We start from the raw sequence: 18,934 nt of genomic DNA, 5'->3' as shown, positions 1-18,934 counted from the left end.
TGTGGGCACTCAAAGTGACATGGATTCTTAACGTCCTCGGACGAAAAATGAATACCAAGTCTCAAAGAGTGAACACGTAATTCATTACGAAGTTTAATTCTACGAGCATCAAACTTAAATTGAAGAGTTTGATCATGGCTCAGATTGAACGCTGGCGGCAGGCCTAACACATGCAAGTCGAACGGTAGCACAGAGAGCTTGCTCTCGGGTGACGAGTGGCGGACGGGTGAGTAATGTCTGGGAAACTGCCTGATGGAGGGGGATAACTACTGGAAACGGTAGCTAATACCGCATAACGTCGCAAGACCAAAGAGGGGGACCTTCGGGCCTCTTGCCATCAGATGTGCCCAGATGGGATTAGCTAGTAGGTGGGGTAACGGCTCACCTAGGCGACGATCCCTAGCTGGTCTGAGAGGATGACCAGCCACACTGGAACTGAGACACGGTCCAGACTCCTACGGGAGGCAGCAGTGGGGAATATTGCACAATGGGCGCAAGCCTGATGCAGCCATGCCGCGTGTATGAAGAAGGCCTTCGGGTTGTAAAGTACTTTCAGCGGGGAGGAAGGGAGTAAGGTTAATAACCTTATTCATTGACGTTACCCGCAGAAGAAGCACCGGCTAACTCCGTGCCAGCAGCCGCGGTAATACGGAGGGTGCAAGCGTTAATCGGAATTACTGGGCGTAAAGCGCACGCAGGCGGTCTGTCAAGTCGGATGTGAAATCCCCGGGCTCAACCTGGGAACTGCATTCGAAACTGGCAGGCTGGAGTCTTGTAGAGGGGGGTAGAATTCCAGGTGTAGCGGTGAAATGCGTAGAGATCTGGAGGAATACCGGTGGCGAAGGCGGCCCCCTGGACAAAGACTGACGCTCAGGTGCGAAAGCGTGGGGAGCAAACAGGATTAGATACCCTGGTAGTCCACGCTGTAAACGATGTCGACTTGGAGGTTGTTCCCTTGAGGAGTGGCTTCCGGAGCTAACGCGTTAAGTCGACCGCCTGGGGAGTACGGCCGCAAGGTTAAAACTCAAATGAATTGACGGGGGCCCGCACAAGCGGTGGAGCATGTGGTTTAATTCGATGCAACGCGAAGAACCTTACCTACTCTTGACATCCAGAGAACTTAGCAGAGATGCTTTGGTGCCTTCGGGAACTCTGAGACAGGTGCTGCATGGCTGTCGTCAGCTCGTGTTGTGAAATGTTGGGTTAAGTCCCGCAACGAGCGCAACCCTTATCCTTTGTTGCCAGCGATTCGGTCGGGAACTCAAAGGAGACTGCCAGTGATAAACTGGAGGAAGGTGGGGATGACGTCAAGTCATCATGGCCCTTACGAGTAGGGCTACACACGTGCTACAATGGCATATACAAAGAGAAGCGACCTCGCGAGAGCAAGCGGACCTCATAAAGTATGTCGTAGTCCGGATTGGAGTCTGCAACTCGACTCCATGAAGTCGGAATCGCTAGTAATCGTGGATCAGAATGCCACGGTGAATACGTTCCCGGGCCTTGTACACACCGCCCGTCACACCATGGGAGTGGGTTGCAAAAGAAGTAGGTAGCTTAACCTTCGGGAGGGCGCTTACCACTTTGTGATTCATGACTGGGGTGAAGTCGTAACAAGGTAACCGTAGGGGAACCTGCGGTTGGATCACCTCCTTACCTTAAAGAACCTGCCTTTGTAGTGCTCACACAGATTGTCTGATGAAAAATAAGCAGTAAGAAAATCTCTGCAGGCTTGTAGCTCAGGTGGTTAGAGCGCACCCCTGATAAGGGTGAGGTCGGTGGTTCAAGTCCACTCAGGCCTACCAAATTTCTGCTGATGCTGCGTTGCGGCGACACTCACATACTTTAAGTATGCTTCGTGTCACCCCGCTTTGCCTCAACAGAAATTAAGGTTGATGAGATTTAACTACGATGGGGCTATAGCTCAGCTGGGAGAGCGCCTGCTTTGCACGCAGGAGGTCTGCGGTTCGATCCCGCATAGCTCCACCATCTTTACTGCATACCACAAGAAAACTTCAGAGTGTACCTGAAAAGGTTCACTGCGAAGTTTTGCTCTTTAAAATCTGGATCAAGCTGAAAATTGAAACGACACACATGTTATGTGTGTTCGAGTCTCTCAAATTTTCGCGACACGATGATGTTTTACGAAACATCTTCGGGTTGTGAGGTTAAGCGACTAAGCGTACACGGTGGATGCCCTGGCAGTCAGAGGCGATGAAGGACGTGCTAATCTGCGAAAAGCGTCGGTAAGGTGATATGAACCGTTACAGCCGGCGATGTCCGAATGGGGAAACCCAGTGCAATTCGTTGCACTATCGTTTGATGAATACATAGTCAAACGAGGCGAACCGGGGGAACTGAAACATCTAAGTACCCCGAGGAAAAGAAATCAACCGAGATTCCCCCAGTAGCGGCGAGCGAACGGGGAGCAGCCCGGAGTCTGAATCAGCTTGTGTGTTAGTGGAAGCGTCTGGAAAGTCGCAGGGTACAGGGTGATACTCCCGTACACTAAAACACACAGGCTGTGAACTCGAAGAGTAGGGCGGGACACGTGGTATCCTGTCTGAATATGGGGGACCATCCTCCAAGGCTAAATACTCCTGACTGACCGATAGTGAACCAGTACCGTGAGGGAAAGGCGAAAAGAACCCCGGCGAGGGGAGTGAAAAAGAACCTGAAACCGTGTACGTACAAGCAGTAGGAGCCCACTTGTTGGGTGACTGCGTACCTTTTGTATAATGGGTCAGCGACTTATATTCTGTAGCAAGGTTAACCGTATAGGGGAGCCGCAGGGAAACCGAGTCTTAACTGGGCGTTAAGTTGCAGGGTATAGACCCGAAACCCGGTGATCTAGCCATGGGCAGGTTGAAGGTTGGGTAACACTAACTGGAGGACCGAACCGACTAATGTTGAAAAATTAGCGGATGACTTGTGGCTGGGGGTGAAAGGCCAATCAAACCGGGAGATAGCTGGTTCTCCCCGAAAGCTATTTAGGTAGCGCCTCGTGAACTCATCTTCGGGGGTAGAGCACTGTTTCGGCTAGGGGGTCATCCCGACTTACCAACCCGATGCAAACTACGAATACCGAAGAATGTTATCACGGGAGACACACGGCGGGTGCTAACGTCCGTCGTGAAGAGGGAAACAACCCAGACCGCCAGCTAAGGTCCCAAAGTCATGGTTAAGTGGGAAACGATGTGGGAAGGCCCAGACAGCCAGGATGTTGGCTTAGAAGCAGCCATCATTTAAAGAAAGCGTAATAGCTCACTGGTCGAGTCGGCCTGCGCGGAAGATGTAACGGGGCTAAACCATGCACCGAAGCTGCGGCAGCGACACTATGTGTTGTTGGGTAGGGGAGCGTTCTGTAAGCCGTTGAAGGTGGCCTGTGAGGGTTGCTGGAGGTATCAGAAGTGCGAATGCTGACATAAGTAACGATAATGCGGGTGAAAAACCCGCACGCCGGAAGACCAAGGGTTCCTGTCCAACGTTAATCGGGGCAGGGTGAGTCGACCCCTAAGGCGAGGCCGAAAGGCGTAGTCGATGGGAAACAGGTTAATATTCCTGTACTTGGTGTTACTGCGAAGGGGGGACGGAGAAGGCTATGTTGGCCGGGCGACGGTTGTCCCGGTTTAAGCGTGTAGGTGTGTGTTCCAGGTAAATCCGGTTCACTTTAACACTGAGGCGTGATGACGAGGCACTACGGTGCTGAAGTGACAAATGCCCTGCTTCCAGGAAAAGCCTCTAAGCATCAGGTAACATCAAATCGTACCCCAAACCGACACAGGTGGTCAGGTAGAGAATACCAAGGCGCTTGAGAGAACTCGGGTGAAGGAACTAGGCAAAATGGTGCCGTAACTTCGGGAGAAGGCACGCTGATATGTAGGTGAAGTGATTTACTCATGGAGCTGAAATCAGTCGAAGATACCAGCTGGCTGCAACTGTTTATTAAAAACACAGCACTGTGCAAACACGAAAGTGGACGTATACGGTGTGACGCCTGCCCGGTGCCGGAAGGTTAATTGATGGGGTTATCCGTAAGGAGAAGCTCTTGATCGAAGCCCCGGTAAACGGCGGCCGTAACTATAACGGTCCTAAGGTAGCGAAATTCCTTGTCGGGTAAGTTCCGACCTGCACGAATGGCGTAATGATGGCCAGGCTGTCTCCACCCGAGACTCAGTGAAATTGAACTCGCTGTGAAGATGCAGTGTACCCGCGGCAAGACGGAAAGACCCCGTGAACCTTTACTATAGCTTGACACTGAACACTGGTCCTTGATGTGTAGGATAGGTGGGAGGCTTTGAAGCGTGGACGCCAGTCTGCGTGGAGCCATCCTTGAAATACCACCCTTTAATGGCTGGTGTTCTAACGTGGGCCCGTAATCCGGGTTGCGGACAGTGTCTGGTGGGTAGTTTGACTGGGGCGGTCTCCTCCTAAAGAGTAACGGAGGAGCACGAAGGTCAGCTAATCCTGGTCGGACATCAGGAGGTTAGTGCAATGGCATAAGCTGGCTTGACTGCGAGCGTGACGGCGCGAGCAGGTGCGAAAGCAGGTCATAGTGATCCGGTGGTTCTGAATGGAAGGGCCATCGCTCAACGGATAAAAGGTACTCCGGGGATAACAGGCTGATACCGCCCAAGAGTTCATATCGACGGCGGTGTTTGGCACCTCGATGTCGGCTCATCACATCCTGGGGCTGAAGTAGGTCCCAAGGGTATGGCTGTTCGCCATTTAAAGTGGTACGCGAGCTGGGTTTAGAACGTCGTGAGACAGTTCGGTCCCTATCTGCCGTGGGCGCTGGAGAATTGAGGGGGGCTGCTCCTAGTACGAGAGGACCGGAGTGGACGCATCACTGGTGTTCGGGTTGTCATGCCAATGGCATTGCCCGGTAGCTAAATGCGGAAGAGATAAGTGCTGAAAGCATCTAAGTACGAAACTTGCCCCGAGATGAGTTCTCCCTGACTCCTTGAGAGTCCTGAAGGAACGTTGAAGACGACGACGTTGATAGGCCGGGTGTGTAAGCGCAGCGATGCGTTGAGCTAACCGGTACTAATGAACCGTGAGGCTTAACCTTACAACGCCGAAGATGTTTTGGCGGATTTGAGAAGACAACAATTTCAGCATTGATTACAGATTTTCGGGAACGAAAGATTTTACGCTGAGGCAAGGCGGCAAATGAAGTAAAGGAAGGAGCATACTGAGGTATGTGACTGACTTTACGAATGCAGCCAACGCAGCATCGGTGTAAAAGATTCGTTTCTGACAACAGAATTTGCCTGGCGGCGATAGCGCGGTGGTCCCACCTGACCCCATGCCGAACTCAGAAGTGAAACGCCGTAGCGCCGATGGTAGTGTGGGGTCTCCCCATGTGAGAGTAGGGAACTGCCAGGCATCAAATTAAGTAGTAAGCCGGTGCATTAATCCGGTGGTTACAGAAGTATTCGGTGGAGCGGTAGTTCAGTCGGTTAGAATACCTGCCTGTCACGCAGGGGGTCGCGGGTTCGAGTCCCGTCCGTTCCGCCACTTATTAAAAAATTAAGCCTGCTGATTAAGCAGGCTTAATGATAAGAAACTTTAGGGGCGTAGCTCAGTTGGTAGAGCACCGGTCTCCAAAACCGGGTGTCGCGAGTTCGAGTCTCTCCGCCCCTGCCATATATAATCCTTTGCTCAGGCAAAGGATTTTTTTTGCTTTAAATTTCCCGCCGATCGTCCTCCATCCCTGGAGGAGTGCGTCTATTCCAATATATTGTGCTTCAGGATCTCCCGAATCTGCGCTTGTTTATCGCTGTTTTGTAGCCAAATTGCATAGAGAGGCCTTGAGAGCGTCGCACTGTCGGTCACCGTGTGCAGATTATTTTTCCCCTGAGCCCAGAGTACGGGCAACCATGTACATCCTTTAAGGGCGCTGAGTTGTTGGTAAGCTAATTCGGCAGAACTGGTGGTCAGCAGAGGAATATCATCATTTCCGATCAATCCAGCTTCGTTTTGTTGGAAATCGGGCCCCCACTCCAGGCGTAAATAATTCAATTCATTTGTGTATTTAGCCGGAGAGGCACAATAAAGCGCCAGGGTAAAATTACCCAATAACTGGCTGCTTAGTTCATCCATCTTCGGCGATTCTGTCGTGATCAAGAGATCAAGTTGACGTTCGTGCAGCTGTTTGACCAGCGATTGGCGCTGCGCAATCCGCGCCTCAAACTGGAGGTTATAGGGCTCCGTATAGAGCTTGCCCAACCATCCGTTAAGCAGACATTCCCACAGAGAAGCGCTGGCACCGATCGAAAATTCATTATGTCGGGAAGCATTCGCGACCTCCTTGCGCGCAGCTTGCCAGGTATTCATCAGCGTTTCGGCGTAGGGCAGCAGTTTCTCTCCGGCTGAGGTCAGACGGATATTATTACGATGGCGGGTAAAAAGATTTACCCCCAGCTGGTTCTCCAGTTGACGAATACGAAAGCTAACTGCTGACTGCGTCAGATAAAGCGCCTCTGCGGCTCGGCCAAAGTGGCGAGTTCTGCTCACCTCAAGGAAAGTCTTGAGCAATTCCGTATCCACACTCTTCTCCGCAAAATTATTTGTCGTGATGATTTAAATGTTTTGTTTGACGCTCTGTCAAGCGTAACTAATACTCCGCGCCATAATTAGCTCGGCCAAAGAATCAGGAGCGTGTAGGATGGCGGAAAGCTTTACGACAACTAATCGTTTTTTCGACAATAAAAATTATCCGCGCGGGTTTTCCCGTCATGGAGATTTCACCATCAAAGAGGCGCAACTGCTGGAACGTCATGGTTATGCCTTTAATGAACTCGAACTAGGTAAACGCGAGCCTGTCACCGACGATGAAAAACAGTTTGTTTCGGTATGTCGCGGTGAACGTGAGCCCGCGACGGAAGCAGAACGCGTCTGGATTAAGTACATGGCGCGGATTAAGCGTCCGAAGCGTTTCCATACTTTGTCCGGCGGCAAGCCGCAGGTGGAAGGTACGGAAGATTACACAGAAAGCGATGATTAAGAAAAAGGGCGTAAGCCCTTTTTTTACGCCATCATTTTTTGTAGATGGCCCAACATTCTGTCTATTGCCCGATAGCCAAGAGCCTCCTGCAGATGATGACGTTCGATGCGTTCGACGGCTTCAATATCGGCAATAGTCCGGGAAACTTTAAGCAGGCGCTGCCAGGCACGGATTGAAAGTCCAAGCTGCGTTAGCGTCTGCTCCAGCCAGATAGCGTCATCTTGATGAAGCTGGCAGCAGATTTTCATCTCATCATTTCCCAGATGCGCATTAAGTTTTTTCTGCCGCGATAGCTGCCTTTCGCGTGCGGCCAGAACACGTTGGCGTACGCAGGCGCTACTTTCCTCTTCGTTTGTTCCCTGGCTGAGCACCCCCGGCGGGGGAAGTGGGATCTCCAGGGAGAGATCGAACCGGTCAAGAAACGGGCCGGATAAACGACCAAGGTAGCGTAGCGTCTGTTCCGGTGAAGCGCGATTATGCTGGCCCTGATAGTGCCCTGTCGGGCTGGGATTCATCGCTGCAATAAGCTGGAAACGGGCTGGATAATCGATTTTGGCGCGGGTGCGCGAGATATGGATAACCCCTGACTCAATGGGTTCGCGTAACGCATCCAGAACCCTGCGTTCGAATTCAGGCAACTCATCCAGGAACAGGACGCCGTTATGGGCAAGGGAAATCTCTCCCGGTGCCGGAATTGAGCCTCCGCCGACCATGGCCGCGAGGGAGGCGCTATGATGCGGGGCGCGAAAGGGCCTGCGGCGCCAATTTTTCATGGCATGCCTGGAATCGACCAGGCTAAGTATTGCTGCGCTTTCTAGCGCTTCCTGGTTACTCAGCGGCGGCATTAGTCCCGGTAATCGACTGGCGAGCATCGTTTTTCCTGTGCCGGGCGGGCCTATCATCAGCAGGTTGTGACCACCTGCTGCAATGATTTCCAGCGCTCGTTTCCCCTGCCGCTGGCCAATAACATCACGCAAATCAACCGATGTTTCATCCGAATATTCCCCTTCGGGAAGGGGGTTAGCCAGGGTATGTTGACCTTCGAGAAAAGCGCAGACTTCCTGGAGATCGGTGGCGATAAGACAGTCACTGCCGCCGATTAACCCAACCTCTGGAGAATTCTCATTAGAGATAACAATCTTCCGCCCCGCTTTTATGGCCTCCATGGCGCTGGATATAGCACCAGGAACGCCACGCAGAGTGCCTGTAAGCGCCAGCTCGCCGACAAACTCATATTGATTTATCCTGGGAGCTTTAAGCTGCTCAGAGGCCACCAGAAGCGCGAGAGCGATAGGTAAATCATATCTTCCACCTTCTTTTGGCAGATCGGCCGGGGCCAGATTAATAGTGATTTTTTTCGCCGGATAAGCGTAGCCGCTGTTGATAATCGCACTACGTACCCGGTCACGCGCTTCTCTAACCGTTGTTTCAGGCAGCCCTACCATTGTCAGGCCTGGGAGCCCGTTGCTGATATGAACTTCAACGGTGATAAGCGGGGCGCCGATCCCGAGAGCGGCGCGGGTGTAAACAATGGCGAGTGACATAAAACCTCCTGAGAACCGGGATTATGTCGGGGATTTGTTTTTGAGTAATTCGGCAATATTAAATTCTGCATGCTTGCTCCCTGCCAATTTCCCGGCAATTTCCGCTTTGCACTGGTGTTGGATACTGCCTCGTAAAATGCTGTCATCAGGCAACAAGATGAGAAAGTGCTGTGGAGTAAGCCACAAATTGAAATATTTTCATTTCATGTTTTTTCCATTAAAAACAATTGTTTTTTCGTAAATGGTTAGCAAGGTAAGAAATGACGTCATAAAAAAATCTTGTGTTTAACGCGAAGTCTGTGGTACCTCTTTAGGTATTCCTTCGAACATGAAGCAAGAAAGAACATAAAATGACAGCCCTTCTACGAGTGATTAGCCTGGTCGTGATTAGCGTGGTGGTGATTATTATCCCACCGTGCGGGGCTGCACTTGGACGAGGAAAGGCTTAAAAAACAAGCCTTAACGAACTAAGACCCCCGCACCGAAAGGTCCGGGGGTTTTTTTATAACTTAAAAACAGAAAAGAGGAGCAGACGATGGCTGGTAGCATAAAATTCTGTTTCTCTCGATCTACGATGGGGAAGTAACTATGAATGGGGCGCGGTGGGTAGTACATGCTTTGCGAGCACAGGGAGTCGATACCGTTTTTGGCTATCCGGGTGGAGCAATTATGCCGGTTTACGATGCATTGTATGACGGCGGCGTGGAACACTTACTTTGCCGGCATGAACAGGGCGCGGCTATGGCGGCTATCGGCTATGCCAGGGCTACCGGCAAAACCGGCGTGTGTATTGCCACTTCGGGGCCTGGCGCAACCAACCTGATCACCGGCCTCGCCGACGCACTGCTTGATTCCGTTCCCGTTGTTGCTATCACTGGCCAGGTTGCTGCCCCGTTCATTGGCACCGACGCATTCCAGGAAGTTGATGTCCTCGGTTTATCGCTGGCATGCACCAAGCACAGTTTCCTGGTGCAGTCGCTGGAAGAACTGCCGCGCATCATTGCCGAAGCTTTCCACGTAGCAAACTCTGGGCGTCCCGGTCCCGTGTTGGTCGATATCCCAAAAGACATCCAGCTGGCTCAAGGCGATCTCGATCCGCATTTTTCCATGGTAGCCGACGACGTTGATTTTCCATATGCGGATATCGAATACGCTTTGCAGATGCTGTTTCAGTCGCAGAAGCCGATGTTATACGTAGGCGGCGGCGTGGGGATGGCGCAGGCGGTACCGGCGCTGCGCGAATTTCTTGCCGTCACGCAAATGCCAGCGACCGCCACCCTGAAAGGGTTGGGGGTTGTTGCGGCGGATTATCCTTATTATCTGGGGATGCTGGGGATGCACGGCACCAAGGCGGCCAACCTGGCGGTACAGGAATGTGACCTGCTGATCGCGGTAGGCGCTCGCTTTGACGATCGCGTCACCGGTAAGCTGAATACGTTTGCCCCGCACGCCCAAGTTATCCATATGGATATCGATCCGGCTGAACTGAACAAGCTCCGTCAGGCGCATATCGGCCTGACCGGCGATTTGAACGTAATGCTGCCCGCACTGCAGCAGCCGCTGTCTATTGACGCCTGGCGCCAACGTAATGCGCAGCTGCGCGCCGAGCATGCCTGGCGCTATGACCATCCGGGAGACGCTATCTATGCCCCGCTGCTGCTGAAGCAGCTTTCCGATCGCAAACCCGCAGACTGCGTCGTGACAACCGATGTGGGCCAGCATCAGATGTGGTCAGCGCAGCATATGATCTATACGCGCCCGGAGAATTTCATCACTTCCAGTGGATTAGGCACTATGGGTTTCGGCTTGCCCGCAGCGGTAGGCGCGCAGGTGGCCCGCCCCGATGATACGGTTATCTGTATCTCCGGTGACGGTTCCTTCATGATGAACGTGCAGGAGCTGGGCACCGTAAAACGCAAGCAGCTGCCGCTGAAGATAGTCTTACTGGACAACCAGCGTTTAGGAATGGTTCGACAATGGCAGCAGCTGTTTTTTCAGGAACGTTATAGCGAAACCACTCTTACCGATAACCCCGATTTTCTTACTCTGGCCAGCGCCTTCGGCATCCCTGGTCAACACATCACCCGTAAAGACCAGGTTGAAGCGGCACTCGACACCATGCTTTCGAGCCAGGGGCCTTACCTGCTTCATGTCTCAATCGATGAACTTGAGAACGTCTGGCCGTTGGTGCCGCCCGGTGCCAGTAATGCAGAAATGCTGGAGAAATTATCATGATGCAACATCAGGTCGCCTTGCAGGCTCGCTTTAACCCTGAAACGTTAGAACGCGTGCTGCGCGTCGTGCGCCATCGCGGGTTCCAGATTTGCGCGATGAATATGGAAACCGCCGCCGATGCCCGGAATATTAATATTGAACTGACCGTTGCCAGCCAGCGGCCCGTCGAATTACTGTTTAGTCAATTAAGCAAACTGGTGGACGTCGCCTGCGTCGAGATCCAGCAACCAACATCACAACAAATTCGCGCCTGAGCGCAAAGGAAGAATAATGACGACGAAAAAAGCTGACTACATTTGGTTCAATGGTGAGATGGTTCCGTGGGGCGAGGCGAAGGTTCACGTAATGTCCCATGCGCTGCACTACGGGACTTCCGTATTTGAAGGTATTCGTTGCTACGATTCTCACAAGGGACCGGTGGTGTTTCGTCACCGTGAACATATGCAGCGTCTGCATGACTCAGCCAAAATCTATCGTTTCCCGGTTTCTCAGAGCGTTGATGAACTGATGGAAGCCTGCCGCGAAGTTATTCGTAAAAACAGCCTGACCAGCGCCTATATCCGTCCGTTAGTCTTTGTCGGCGATGTGGGCATGGGCGTCAACCCGCCTCCGGGCTATAACACTGACGTGATCATCGCGGCGTTCCCGTGGGGCGCCTACCTGGGTGCCGAAGCGCTGGATCAGGGGATCGATGCGATGGTTTCTTCCTGGAATCGCGCGGCGCCAAACACGATCCCAACCGCAGCTAAAGCGGGCGGTAACTACCTCTCTTCTCTGCTGGTCGGCAGCGAAGCGCGTCGCCATGGCTATCAGGAAGGTATCGCGCTGGACGTGAACGGCTATATCTCTGAAGGCGCCGGTGAAAATCTGTTTGAAGTCAAAGATGGCGTGTTGTTTACTCCGCCGTTCACCTCTTCCGCGCTGCCGGGCATCACCCGCGACGCTATCATCAAGCTGGCGAAAGACCTGGGTCTGGAAGTCCGCGAGCAGGTATTGTCCCGCGAGTCCCTGTACCTGGCCGACGAAGTCTTTATGTCCGGTACTGCCGCGGAGATCACGCCGGTACGCAGCGTTGATGGTATTCAGGTGGGCGAAGGCCGCTGCGGCCCGATCACCAAGCGCATTCAGCAAGCATTCTTTGGCCTCTTCACCGGTGAAACCGAGGATAAATGGGGCTGGTTGGATCAGGTTAATCAATAAGCATAAAAAAATGGGGCGACACGCAACGCCCCATTTCACCGAAACTGGGAGTAACTAAAGCATGCCTAAGTACCGTTCCGCCACAACCACTCACGGCCGTAATATGGCGGGTGCCCGCGCGCTGTGGCGCGCCACTGGAATGACCGACGATGATTTCGGTAAGCCGATTATCGCCGTGGTGAACTCTTTCACCCAGTTCGTGCCGGGTCACGTTCACCTGCGCGATCTCGGTAAGCTGGTTGCTGAGCAAATCGAAGCCGCTGGCGGCGTCGCCAAAGAATTCAACACTATTGCGGTGGATGATGGGATCGCGATGGGCCACGGGGGTATGCTTTATTCACTGCCATCCCGCGAACTGATCGCCGACTCGGTAGAGTACATGGTTAACGCCCACTGTGCTGATGCGATGGTCTGTATCTCTAACTGCGACAAAATCACCCCGGGGATGTTAATGGCGTCTCTGCGCCTGAATATTCCGGTCATTTTTGTTTCCGGCGGCCCGATGGAAGCCGGGAAAACCAAACTGTCCGATCAAATCATTAAACTCGACCTCGTTGACGCGATGATTCAGGGCGCTGACCCGAAAGTCTCCGACGATCAGAGTAATCAGGTTGAACGTTCAGCCTGCCCGACCTGCGGCTCTTGTTCAGGGATGTTCACCGCGAACTCGATGAACTGCCTGACCGAAGCGCTGGGCCTGTCGCAGCCGGGTAACGGCTCGCTGCTGGCGACTCACGCCGATCGTAAACAGCTGTTCCTCAATGCGGGCTCACGTATCGTTGAGCTGACTAAACGCTATTACGAGCAGGACGATGCCTCTGCGCTGCCGCGTAATATCGCCAATAAGGCGGCGTTTGAAAACGCCATGACGCTGGATATCGCCATGGGCGGTTCCACCAATACCGTACTGCATCTGCTGGCGGCGGCGCAGGAAGCGGAAATCGACTTCACCATGAGCGATATCGATAAACTTTCCCGCAAAGTGCCGCAGCTGTGTAAGGTCGCGCCAAGTACGCAGAAATATCATATGGAAGACGTGCATCGCGCGGGCGGCGTGTTGGGTATTTTAGGTGAACTGGATCGTGCCGGGCTGCTGAACCGCGATGTGAAAAACGTGCTTGGTTTGTCCCTGCCGCAGACGCTGGAGCAGTATGATATCACCGTCACGCAGGATGAAGCGGTTAAGAAGATGTTCCGCGCTGGTCCGGCGGGTATCCGCACAACGCAGGCTTTCTCTCAGAATTGCCGTTGGGACACCCTGGATGACGATCGCGCAGAAGGCTGTATCCGCTCGCTGGAACATGCTTACAGCAAGGATGGCGGTCTGGCGGTTCTGTACGGCAACTTTGCCGAGAACGGCTGCATCGTGAAAACCGCCGGCGTTGACGACAGCATCCTCAAATTTACCGGCCCGGCGAAGGTATACGAAAGCCAGGACGCGGCTGTGGATGCGATCCTCGGCGGCAAGGTGGTCGCCGGTGACGTAGTCGTCATCCGCTATGAAGGGCCGAAAGGTGGGCCGGGGATGCAGGAGATGCTCTACCCGACGACCTTCCTGAAATCAATGGGCCTGGGTAAAGCCTGTGCGCTGATTACCGATGGACGCTTCTCCGGCGGTACCTCGGGTCTCTCTATTGGCCACGTTTCTCCGGAAGCAGCCAGCGGTGGCAATATCGCGATCATTGAAGATGGCGACATGATTGCTATCGATATCCCGAACCGCGGTATTCAGCTGCAGCTGAGCGATGCCGAGATTGCGGCGCGACGCGAAGCTCAGGAAGCCCGCGGTGATAAAGCATGGACGCCGAAAGATCGCGAGCGTCAGGTTTCCTTTGCCCTTCGCGCCTATGCCAGTCTGGCAACCAGCGCCGATAAAGGCGCGGTGCGCGATAAATCGAAACTTGGGGGTTAATGATGGCCGAGTCGCAACCCCTGTCCGCCGCCCCTGAGGGGGCGGAATACCTCAGAGCGATACTGCGCGCGCCGGTATACGAAGCCGCGCAGATCACGCCGCTGCAAAAAATGGAAAAGCTCTCGTCGCGCCTCGATAACGTTGTGCTGGTGAAGCGTGAAGACCGTCAGCCGGTGCACAGCTTTAAGCTGCGCGGGGCGTACGCGATGATGGCGGGTCTGACGGAAGAACAAAAATCGCATGGCGTGATTACCGCTTCGGCGGGTAATCATGCGCAGGGCGTGGCTTTCTCGGCATCTCGCCTGGGCGTGAAGGCGCTCATCGTCATGCCAACCGCCACCGCGGATATCAAAGTTGATGCGGTGCGCGGCTTCGGCGGTGAAGTGCTGCTGCACGGCGCGAATTTCGATGAAGCCAAAGCCAAAGCCATCGATCTGGCGCAGCAGCAGGGGTTCACCTGGGTTCCGCCTTTCGACCATCCGATGGTGATTGCCGGGCAGGGGACGCTGGCGCTGGAGCTGCTGCAGCAGGATGCCCATATCGATCGCGTGTTTGTCCCGGTCGGCGGCGGCGGTCTCGCGGCGGGCGTGGCGGTGCTGATCAAACAGCTGATGCCGCAGATCAAAGTCATTGCGGTTGAGGCCGAGGATTCTGCCTGTCTGAAAGCCGCGCTGGATGCGGGTCATCCGGTTGATTTACCCCGCGTTGGGCTCTTTGCCGAAGGCGTAGCGGTTAAACGTATCGGCGATGAGACTTTCCGTCTGTGTCAGGAGTATCTCGACGACATCGTTACTGTCGATAGCGATGCCATCTGCGCGGCGATGAAAGACCTGTTTGAAGATGTGCGTGCGGTAGCAGAACCTTCCGGGGCGCTGGCGCTGGCGGGGATGAAAAAATATATCACTCAGCATAATATTCGCGGCGAACGCCTGGCGCACGTGCTTTCCGGCGCGAACGTCAACTTCCACGGCCTGCGCTACGTTTCCGAACGCTGCGAGCTTGGGGAACAGCGCGAAGCGCTGCTGGCGGTCACCATTCCGGAAGAGAAGGGCAGCTTCCTCAAGTTCTGCCAGCTGCTGGGCGGCCGTTCGGTGACGGAGTTCAACTACCGCTTCGCGGATGCGAAAAATGCCTGCATTTTTGTCGGCGTGCGCCTGAGCCGGGGACTGGAAGAGCGGAAAGAGATCCTCAACCTGCTGCACGAGGGGGGCTACAGCGTAGTGGATCTCTCCGACGATGAAATGGCCAAGCTGCACGTGCGCTATATGGTCGGCGGGCGTCCGTCGCAGCCGCTGCAGGAGCGTTTGTTCAGCTTCGAGTTTCCGGAATCGCCCGGCGCGCTGCTGAAGTTCCTGCATACCCTGGGCACCCACTGGAACATCTCTCTGTTCCATTATCGCAGCCACGGTACCGATTATGGCCGCGTGCTGGCGGCATTCGAACTGGGCGATCATGAGCCTGATTTCGAAACCCGCTTGCATGAGCTGGGCTACGATTGCCACGACGAGAGCAATAATCCAGCGTTCAGGTTCTTCCTCGCAGGTTAAGCTGCGCAGCGCTTATCTGGCCTACGATCGGGTTGTAGGCCGGTTCAGGCATCCGGCACTAGTGACCAGGCAGCAAATTCCAGAATGCATTAATCAGCGGCTCATGCAGCCGCTTTTTTGGCGCGCAGACGCCCAGTTCAAAAGGGGTTTTCTCGTCGCTACGCTCCAGAATCATGACGCGATTGCGAACGGGCTCCGGGCTATTTTCCAACACCACTTCCGGCAGCAGCGCGACGCCGCAGCCCAGCGCCACCATAGAAACCATGGCTTCATGTCCGCCCACCGTAGCGTAAATCGACGGATTACTGATTTTATGGCGGCGAAACCATAGCTCAATGCGGCGGCGCACGGGCCCCTGATCGGCCATAATGAAGGGTACCGTTGCCCAGTCGGGTTTCTCCACCGAGACCTGATTGCGAACCGGACAAGGCAGCGCCGGGGCGATCAGCACTACCGCCAAATTCTCCAGCATGGAAAACACCACTGCGCCAGGCAGCGTCTCGGGTTTCCCGGCAATCGCCAGATCGGCCTCACCCGTGACTACTTTCTCCATCGCATCGGCGGCATCGCCGGTGGTGAGTTTTATTTCCACCGAGGGATGTTCGGCGCGGAAACGATCGAGAATCGGCGGAAGATGACTGTAGGCGGCGGTCACCGAACAGAAGATATGCAGTTCGCCCGACAGCGACGGACCTTGCTGATCGATCGCGTGGCGCAGCTGCTGGTACTGCAACAGCGTTTGCTGGGCAAAGGTGCGGAGTTCTTCTCCTGCTTCGGTAAGCGTTACCGTGCGGTTATCGCGGACAAACAGCGGCTGCCCAAGGTCTTCTTCCAGGCGCTGAATCTGCCGGGAAAGCGTGGAGGGGCTGACGTGCATCGCCCGCGCGCTGCGGCCAAAATGGCGGCTTTCCGCCAGATGCAGGAAGGTTTTTAGATCGCGTAAATCCACCGGCGGCACTCCACGATTTTACATTGCAGAAATTGCAACGTGACGTTGTGAATATATCAATTTCCGCAATAAATTTCCTGTCATATAGTAAGTTCATTCTCTCTTGCACAGACACGGCAAGCGAACCGAACAATAAGACGCACAACATCACGAGGTATCACCATGGCTAACTACTTTAATACACTGAACCTGCGCCAGCAGCTGGCGCAGCTGGGCAAATGTCGCTTTATGGGTCGCGACGAATTCGCCGATGGCGCAAGCTACCTTCAGGGTAAAAAAGTGGTCATCGTCGGCTGTGGCGCTCAGGGCCTGAACCAGGGTCTGAACATGCGTGACTCCGGTCTGGATATTTCCTACGCCCTGCGTAAAGAAGCGATTGCCGAAAAGCGCGCGTCATGGCGTAAAGCGACCGAAAACGGCTTCAAAGTAGGGACCTACGAAGAGCTGATCCCGCAGGCCGATCTGGTGGTTAACCTGACTCCGGACAAACAGCACTCTGACGTTGTACGTTCCGTTCAGCCGTTGATGAAAGATGGCGCGGCGCTGGGCTACTCACATGGTTTCAACATCGTGGAAGTTGGCGAGCAGATCCGTAAAGATATCACTGTCGTGATGGTGGCGCCGAAGTGCCCGGGTACCGAAGTGCGTGAAGAGTACAAGCGCGGCTTCGGCGTACCGACCTTGATCGCGGTTCACCCGGAAAACGATCCGAAAGGCGAAGGCATGGCGATTGCTAAAGCTTGGGCTGCGGCGACCGGCGGTCACCGTGCGGGCGTTCTGGAATCTTCCTTCGTTGCCGAAGTGAAATCCGATCTGATGGGCGAGCAGACCATCCTCTGCGGTATGCTGCAGGCCGGTTCTCTGCTGTGCTTCGATAAGCTGGTGGAAGAGGGTACCGACCCGGCATACGCCGAAAAACTGATTCAGTTCGGCTGGGAAACCATCACCGAAGCGCTGAAACAGGGTGGTATCACCCTGATGATGGATCGCCTGTCTAACCCGGCTAAGCTGCGTGCTTATGCGCTGTCCGAACAGCTGAAAACGATCATGGCGCCGTTGTTCCAGAAACATATGGATGACATCATCTCCGGTGAATTCTCCTCAGGCATGATGGCTGACTGGGCCAACGACGATAAGAAACTGCTGACCTGGCGTGAAGAAACCGGTAAGACCGCGTTCGAGACCGCACCGCAGTTTGAAGGTAAAATCGGCGAGCAGGAGTACTTCGATAAAGGCGTTCTGATGATCGCAATGGTGAAAGCGGGCGTTGAGCTGGCGTTTGAAACCATGGTGGATTCCGGCATCATCGAAGAGTCTGCTTACTACGAATCACTGCACGAGTTGCCGCTGATTGCCAACACCATCGCTCGTAAGCGTCTGTACGAAATGAACGTGGTTATCTCCGATACCGCTGAATACGGTAACTACCTGTTCTCTTACGCCTGCGTACCGCTGCTGAAAGAGTTCATGACCACCCTGCAGACCGGCGACCTGGGTAAAGCGATTGCCGAAGGCGCGGTAGACAACGCTCAGCTGCGCGACGTGAACGAAGCCATTCGCAGCCACGCTATCGAGCAGGTTGGTAAGAAACTGCGCGGTTACATGACCGATATGAAGCGTATTGCGGTAGCGGGCTAATTCCCCGTCGTCTTTCAACTTGCAGATGCGTTGGCTGCGTTGGTACACCCCAGTCACATAGTTATCTATGCTCCTGGGGTTGTACTCACTTGCCGCCTTCCTGCAAGCTGAAATCCTTAGGGGAAAGCTGTGAGATAAAAAACCGGTGCAATAAGACACCGGTTTTTTTATTTGCGGTACAGCACTTTGATGATGTGATAACCGAATTGGGTGTGCAGCGGGCCGGTGGGCTCCAGCTCCGGGCAGGAGAAGACAACTTTATCAAACGCCGGCACCATCTGGCCCTGGCGGAATTCACCTAAGTCGCCGCCGCGTTTGCCTGACGGGCAGATCGAGTGCTTCTTCGCCAGTTTACCGAAATCGGCGCCGTTTTTAATTTGCTCCAGAAGATCCAGTGCCAGCTGCTCTTCTTTAACCAGGATATGCAGTGCTGCTGCCGTTTTTGCCATGATCGTACCTTGATTGAATAGGGGATGAATCAGGGCGCAATAGTAGCATGGGCTAGCGGCGATACAGCACCTTAATGATGTGGTAGCCAAACTTGGTTTTGACCGGCCCGTAAGGTTTGAGCAGCGGGCAGCTAAAGACTGCCTTATCGAACGGCCCGACCATGACTCCTTGATTAAACTCCCCGAGATCGCCGCCGTTGCGCCCGGAGGGGCACTTTGAATAGCGTTTTGCCAGATGATCGAAGCTCACGCCACGTTCCAGTTTGGCGAGGATCTCTTGCGCCAGCTTCTCTTCTTTAACCAGGATGTGCAGGGCTGCTGCGCTCTTTGCCATTATTTTGTTCTCACGTCTCAAAGATATCCCGTTACTTTACCACCCGCTTTGGTCGCGGACATATACTCTTCGCCATCGCGGGACAGATGTCTCGCCTGATAGATGGAAGCGGGAGAT

13 protein-coding genes, 4 tRNA genes and 3 rRNA genes are annotated in these 18,934 nt (G+C 54.1%); 15 read left to right on the top strand and 5 right to left on the bottom strand.

Annotated elements, in window-relative coordinates:
• Nucleotides 1-116 precede the first annotated feature (116 nt).
• From EGY08_RS14250 to EGY08_RS14220, 7 genes are all read left to right on the top strand, one after another.
• Nucleotides 117-1,656, top strand: a 16S ribosomal RNA gene (locus tag EGY08_RS14250).
• Between the two features lie 72 nt (nucleotides 1,657-1,728).
• A tRNA-Ile gene (locus tag EGY08_RS14245) sits at nucleotides 1,729-1,805 on the top strand.
• 108 nt (nucleotides 1,806-1,913) lie between these two features.
• Nucleotides 1,914-1,989: transfer RNA gene (locus EGY08_RS14240), tRNA-Ala, on the top strand.
• A 177-nt stretch (nucleotides 1,990-2,166) separates the two neighbouring features.
• Nucleotides 2,167-5,071, top strand: a 23S ribosomal RNA gene (locus EGY08_RS14235).
• Between the two features lie 201 nt (nucleotides 5,072-5,272).
• Nucleotides 5,273-5,388, top strand: a 5S ribosomal RNA gene (rrf, locus tag EGY08_RS14230).
• The 16S, 23S and 5S rRNA genes sit together here with 4 tRNA genes alongside, the layout of an rRNA operon.
• A gap of 55 nt (nucleotides 5,389-5,443) precedes the next feature.
• Nucleotides 5,444-5,520 (top strand) — tRNA-Asp (locus EGY08_RS14225).
• 53 nt (nucleotides 5,521-5,573) lie between these two features.
• Nucleotides 5,574-5,649, top strand: a tRNA-Trp gene (locus tag EGY08_RS14220).
• An 81-nt stretch (nucleotides 5,650-5,730) separates the two neighbouring features.
• Here EGY08_RS14220 and hdfR read toward each other — a convergent pair.
• Nucleotides 5,731-6,552 (bottom strand): HTH-type transcriptional regulator HdfR, encoded by an 822-nt coding sequence (gene hdfR / locus EGY08_RS14215; RefSeq protein ID WP_004127343.1) that lies wholly within the window; start codon nucleotides 6,550-6,552, stop codon nucleotides 5,731-5,733.
• A gap of 118 nt (nucleotides 6,553-6,670) precedes the next feature.
• On the opposite strand from hdfR, the gene EGY08_RS14210 reads away from it, so the two are divergent.
• Nucleotides 6,671-7,009: a DUF413 domain-containing protein gene (locus EGY08_RS14210; RefSeq protein WP_004097464.1), complete on the top strand. Its 339-nt coding sequence runs from the start codon at nucleotides 6,671-6,673 to the stop codon at nucleotides 7,007-7,009.
• Nucleotides 7,010-7,032: 23 nt separating this feature from the next.
• Here the strand turns inward: EGY08_RS14210 and EGY08_RS14205 are convergent, their stop codons facing one another.
• Nucleotides 7,033-8,553 (bottom strand): YifB family Mg chelatase-like AAA ATPase, encoded by a 1,521-nt coding sequence (locus EGY08_RS14205; RefSeq protein WP_123828600.1) that lies wholly within the window; start codon nucleotides 8,551-8,553, stop codon nucleotides 7,033-7,035.
• 350 nt (nucleotides 8,554-8,903) lie between these two features.
• Here EGY08_RS14205 and ilvL point away from each other — a divergent pair, with 350 nt between their 5' ends.
• The 6 genes from ilvL to ilvA all read left to right on the top strand — a co-directional run bounded on the left by ilvL (nucleotide 8,904) and on the right by ilvA (nucleotide 15,447).
• Complete coding sequence (gene ilvL, locus EGY08_RS14200) at nucleotides 8,904-9,002, top strand: ilv operon leader peptide (RefSeq protein ID WP_001311244.1); 99 nt, start codon at nucleotides 8,904-8,906, stop codon at nucleotides 9,000-9,002.
• Between the two features lie 139 nt (nucleotides 9,003-9,141).
• Nucleotides 9,142-10,788 (top strand): acetolactate synthase 2 catalytic subunit, encoded by a 1,647-nt coding sequence (gene ilvG / locus EGY08_RS14195; RefSeq protein ID WP_123828599.1) that lies wholly within the window; start codon nucleotides 9,142-9,144, stop codon nucleotides 10,786-10,788.
• The gene (gene ilvM / locus EGY08_RS14190; RefSeq protein WP_004107599.1) at nucleotides 10,785-11,042 is read left to right on the top strand and encodes an acetolactate synthase 2 small subunit; all 258 of its coding nucleotides are present in this window, start codon (nucleotides 10,785-10,787) and stop codon (nucleotides 11,040-11,042) included. The genes ilvG and ilvM overlap by 4 nt, the downstream gene beginning before the upstream one ends.
• Nucleotides 11,043-11,058: 16 nt before the next feature.
• On the top strand, nucleotides 11,059-11,988 hold the full coding sequence (locus EGY08_RS14185; RefSeq protein WP_004097473.1) for a branched-chain amino acid transaminase: 930 nt from the start codon (nucleotides 11,059-11,061) through the stop codon (nucleotides 11,986-11,988).
• 61 nt (nucleotides 11,989-12,049) lie between these two features.
• A complete protein-coding gene (ilvD, locus tag EGY08_RS14180; protein WP_004097475.1) occupies nucleotides 12,050-13,900 on the top strand; it encodes a dihydroxy-acid dehydratase in 1,851 nt (616 codons plus the stop codon).
• Between the two features lie 2 nt (nucleotides 13,901-13,902).
• On the top strand, nucleotides 13,903-15,447 hold the full coding sequence (ilvA, locus tag EGY08_RS14175; protein WP_123829429.1) for a threonine ammonia-lyase, biosynthetic: 1,545 nt from the start codon (nucleotides 13,903-13,905) through the stop codon (nucleotides 15,445-15,447).
• Between the two features lie 58 nt (nucleotides 15,448-15,505).
• On the opposite strand, the gene ilvY is transcribed toward ilvA, so the two are convergent.
• Nucleotides 15,506-16,396, bottom strand: a complete 891-nt coding sequence (ilvY, locus tag EGY08_RS14170) for an HTH-type transcriptional activator IlvY (RefSeq protein WP_004127349.1) — start codon at nucleotides 16,394-16,396, stop codon at nucleotides 15,506-15,508.
• Between the two features lie 162 nt (nucleotides 16,397-16,558).
• Here ilvY and ilvC point away from each other — a divergent pair, with 162 nt between their 5' ends.
• Nucleotides 16,559-18,034 (top strand): ketol-acid reductoisomerase, encoded by a 1,476-nt coding sequence (gene ilvC / locus EGY08_RS14165; RefSeq protein ID WP_004127350.1) that lies wholly within the window; start codon nucleotides 16,559-16,561, stop codon nucleotides 18,032-18,034.
• Nucleotides 18,035-18,201: 167 nt separating this feature from the next.
• Here the strand turns inward: ilvC and ppiC (EGY08_RS14160) are convergent, their stop codons facing one another.
• Nucleotides 18,202-18,483 carry a peptidylprolyl isomerase PpiC gene (gene ppiC, locus EGY08_RS14160; protein WP_004127351.1) on the bottom strand — a complete coding sequence of 94 codons (282 nt, stop codon included), beginning with the start codon at nucleotides 18,481-18,483 and terminating at the stop codon, nucleotides 18,202-18,204.
• A 52-nt stretch (nucleotides 18,484-18,535) separates the two neighbouring features.
• Nucleotides 18,536-18,817, bottom strand: a complete 282-nt coding sequence (ppiC, locus tag EGY08_RS14155; protein ID WP_004127352.1) for a peptidylprolyl isomerase PpiC — start codon at nucleotides 18,815-18,817, stop codon at nucleotides 18,536-18,538.
• Between the last annotated feature and the right edge of the window lie 117 nt (nucleotides 18,818-18,934).

The organism is Klebsiella sp. FDAARGOS_511, assembly GCF_003812845.1.
In the GTDB taxonomy this organism is placed as follows: domain Bacteria; phylum Pseudomonadota; class Gammaproteobacteria; order Enterobacterales; family Enterobacteriaceae; genus Klebsiella; species Klebsiella grimontii.
Note: the sequence above shows the minus strand (reverse complement) of the source record. Positions and strands in the feature narration are given on the sequence as shown.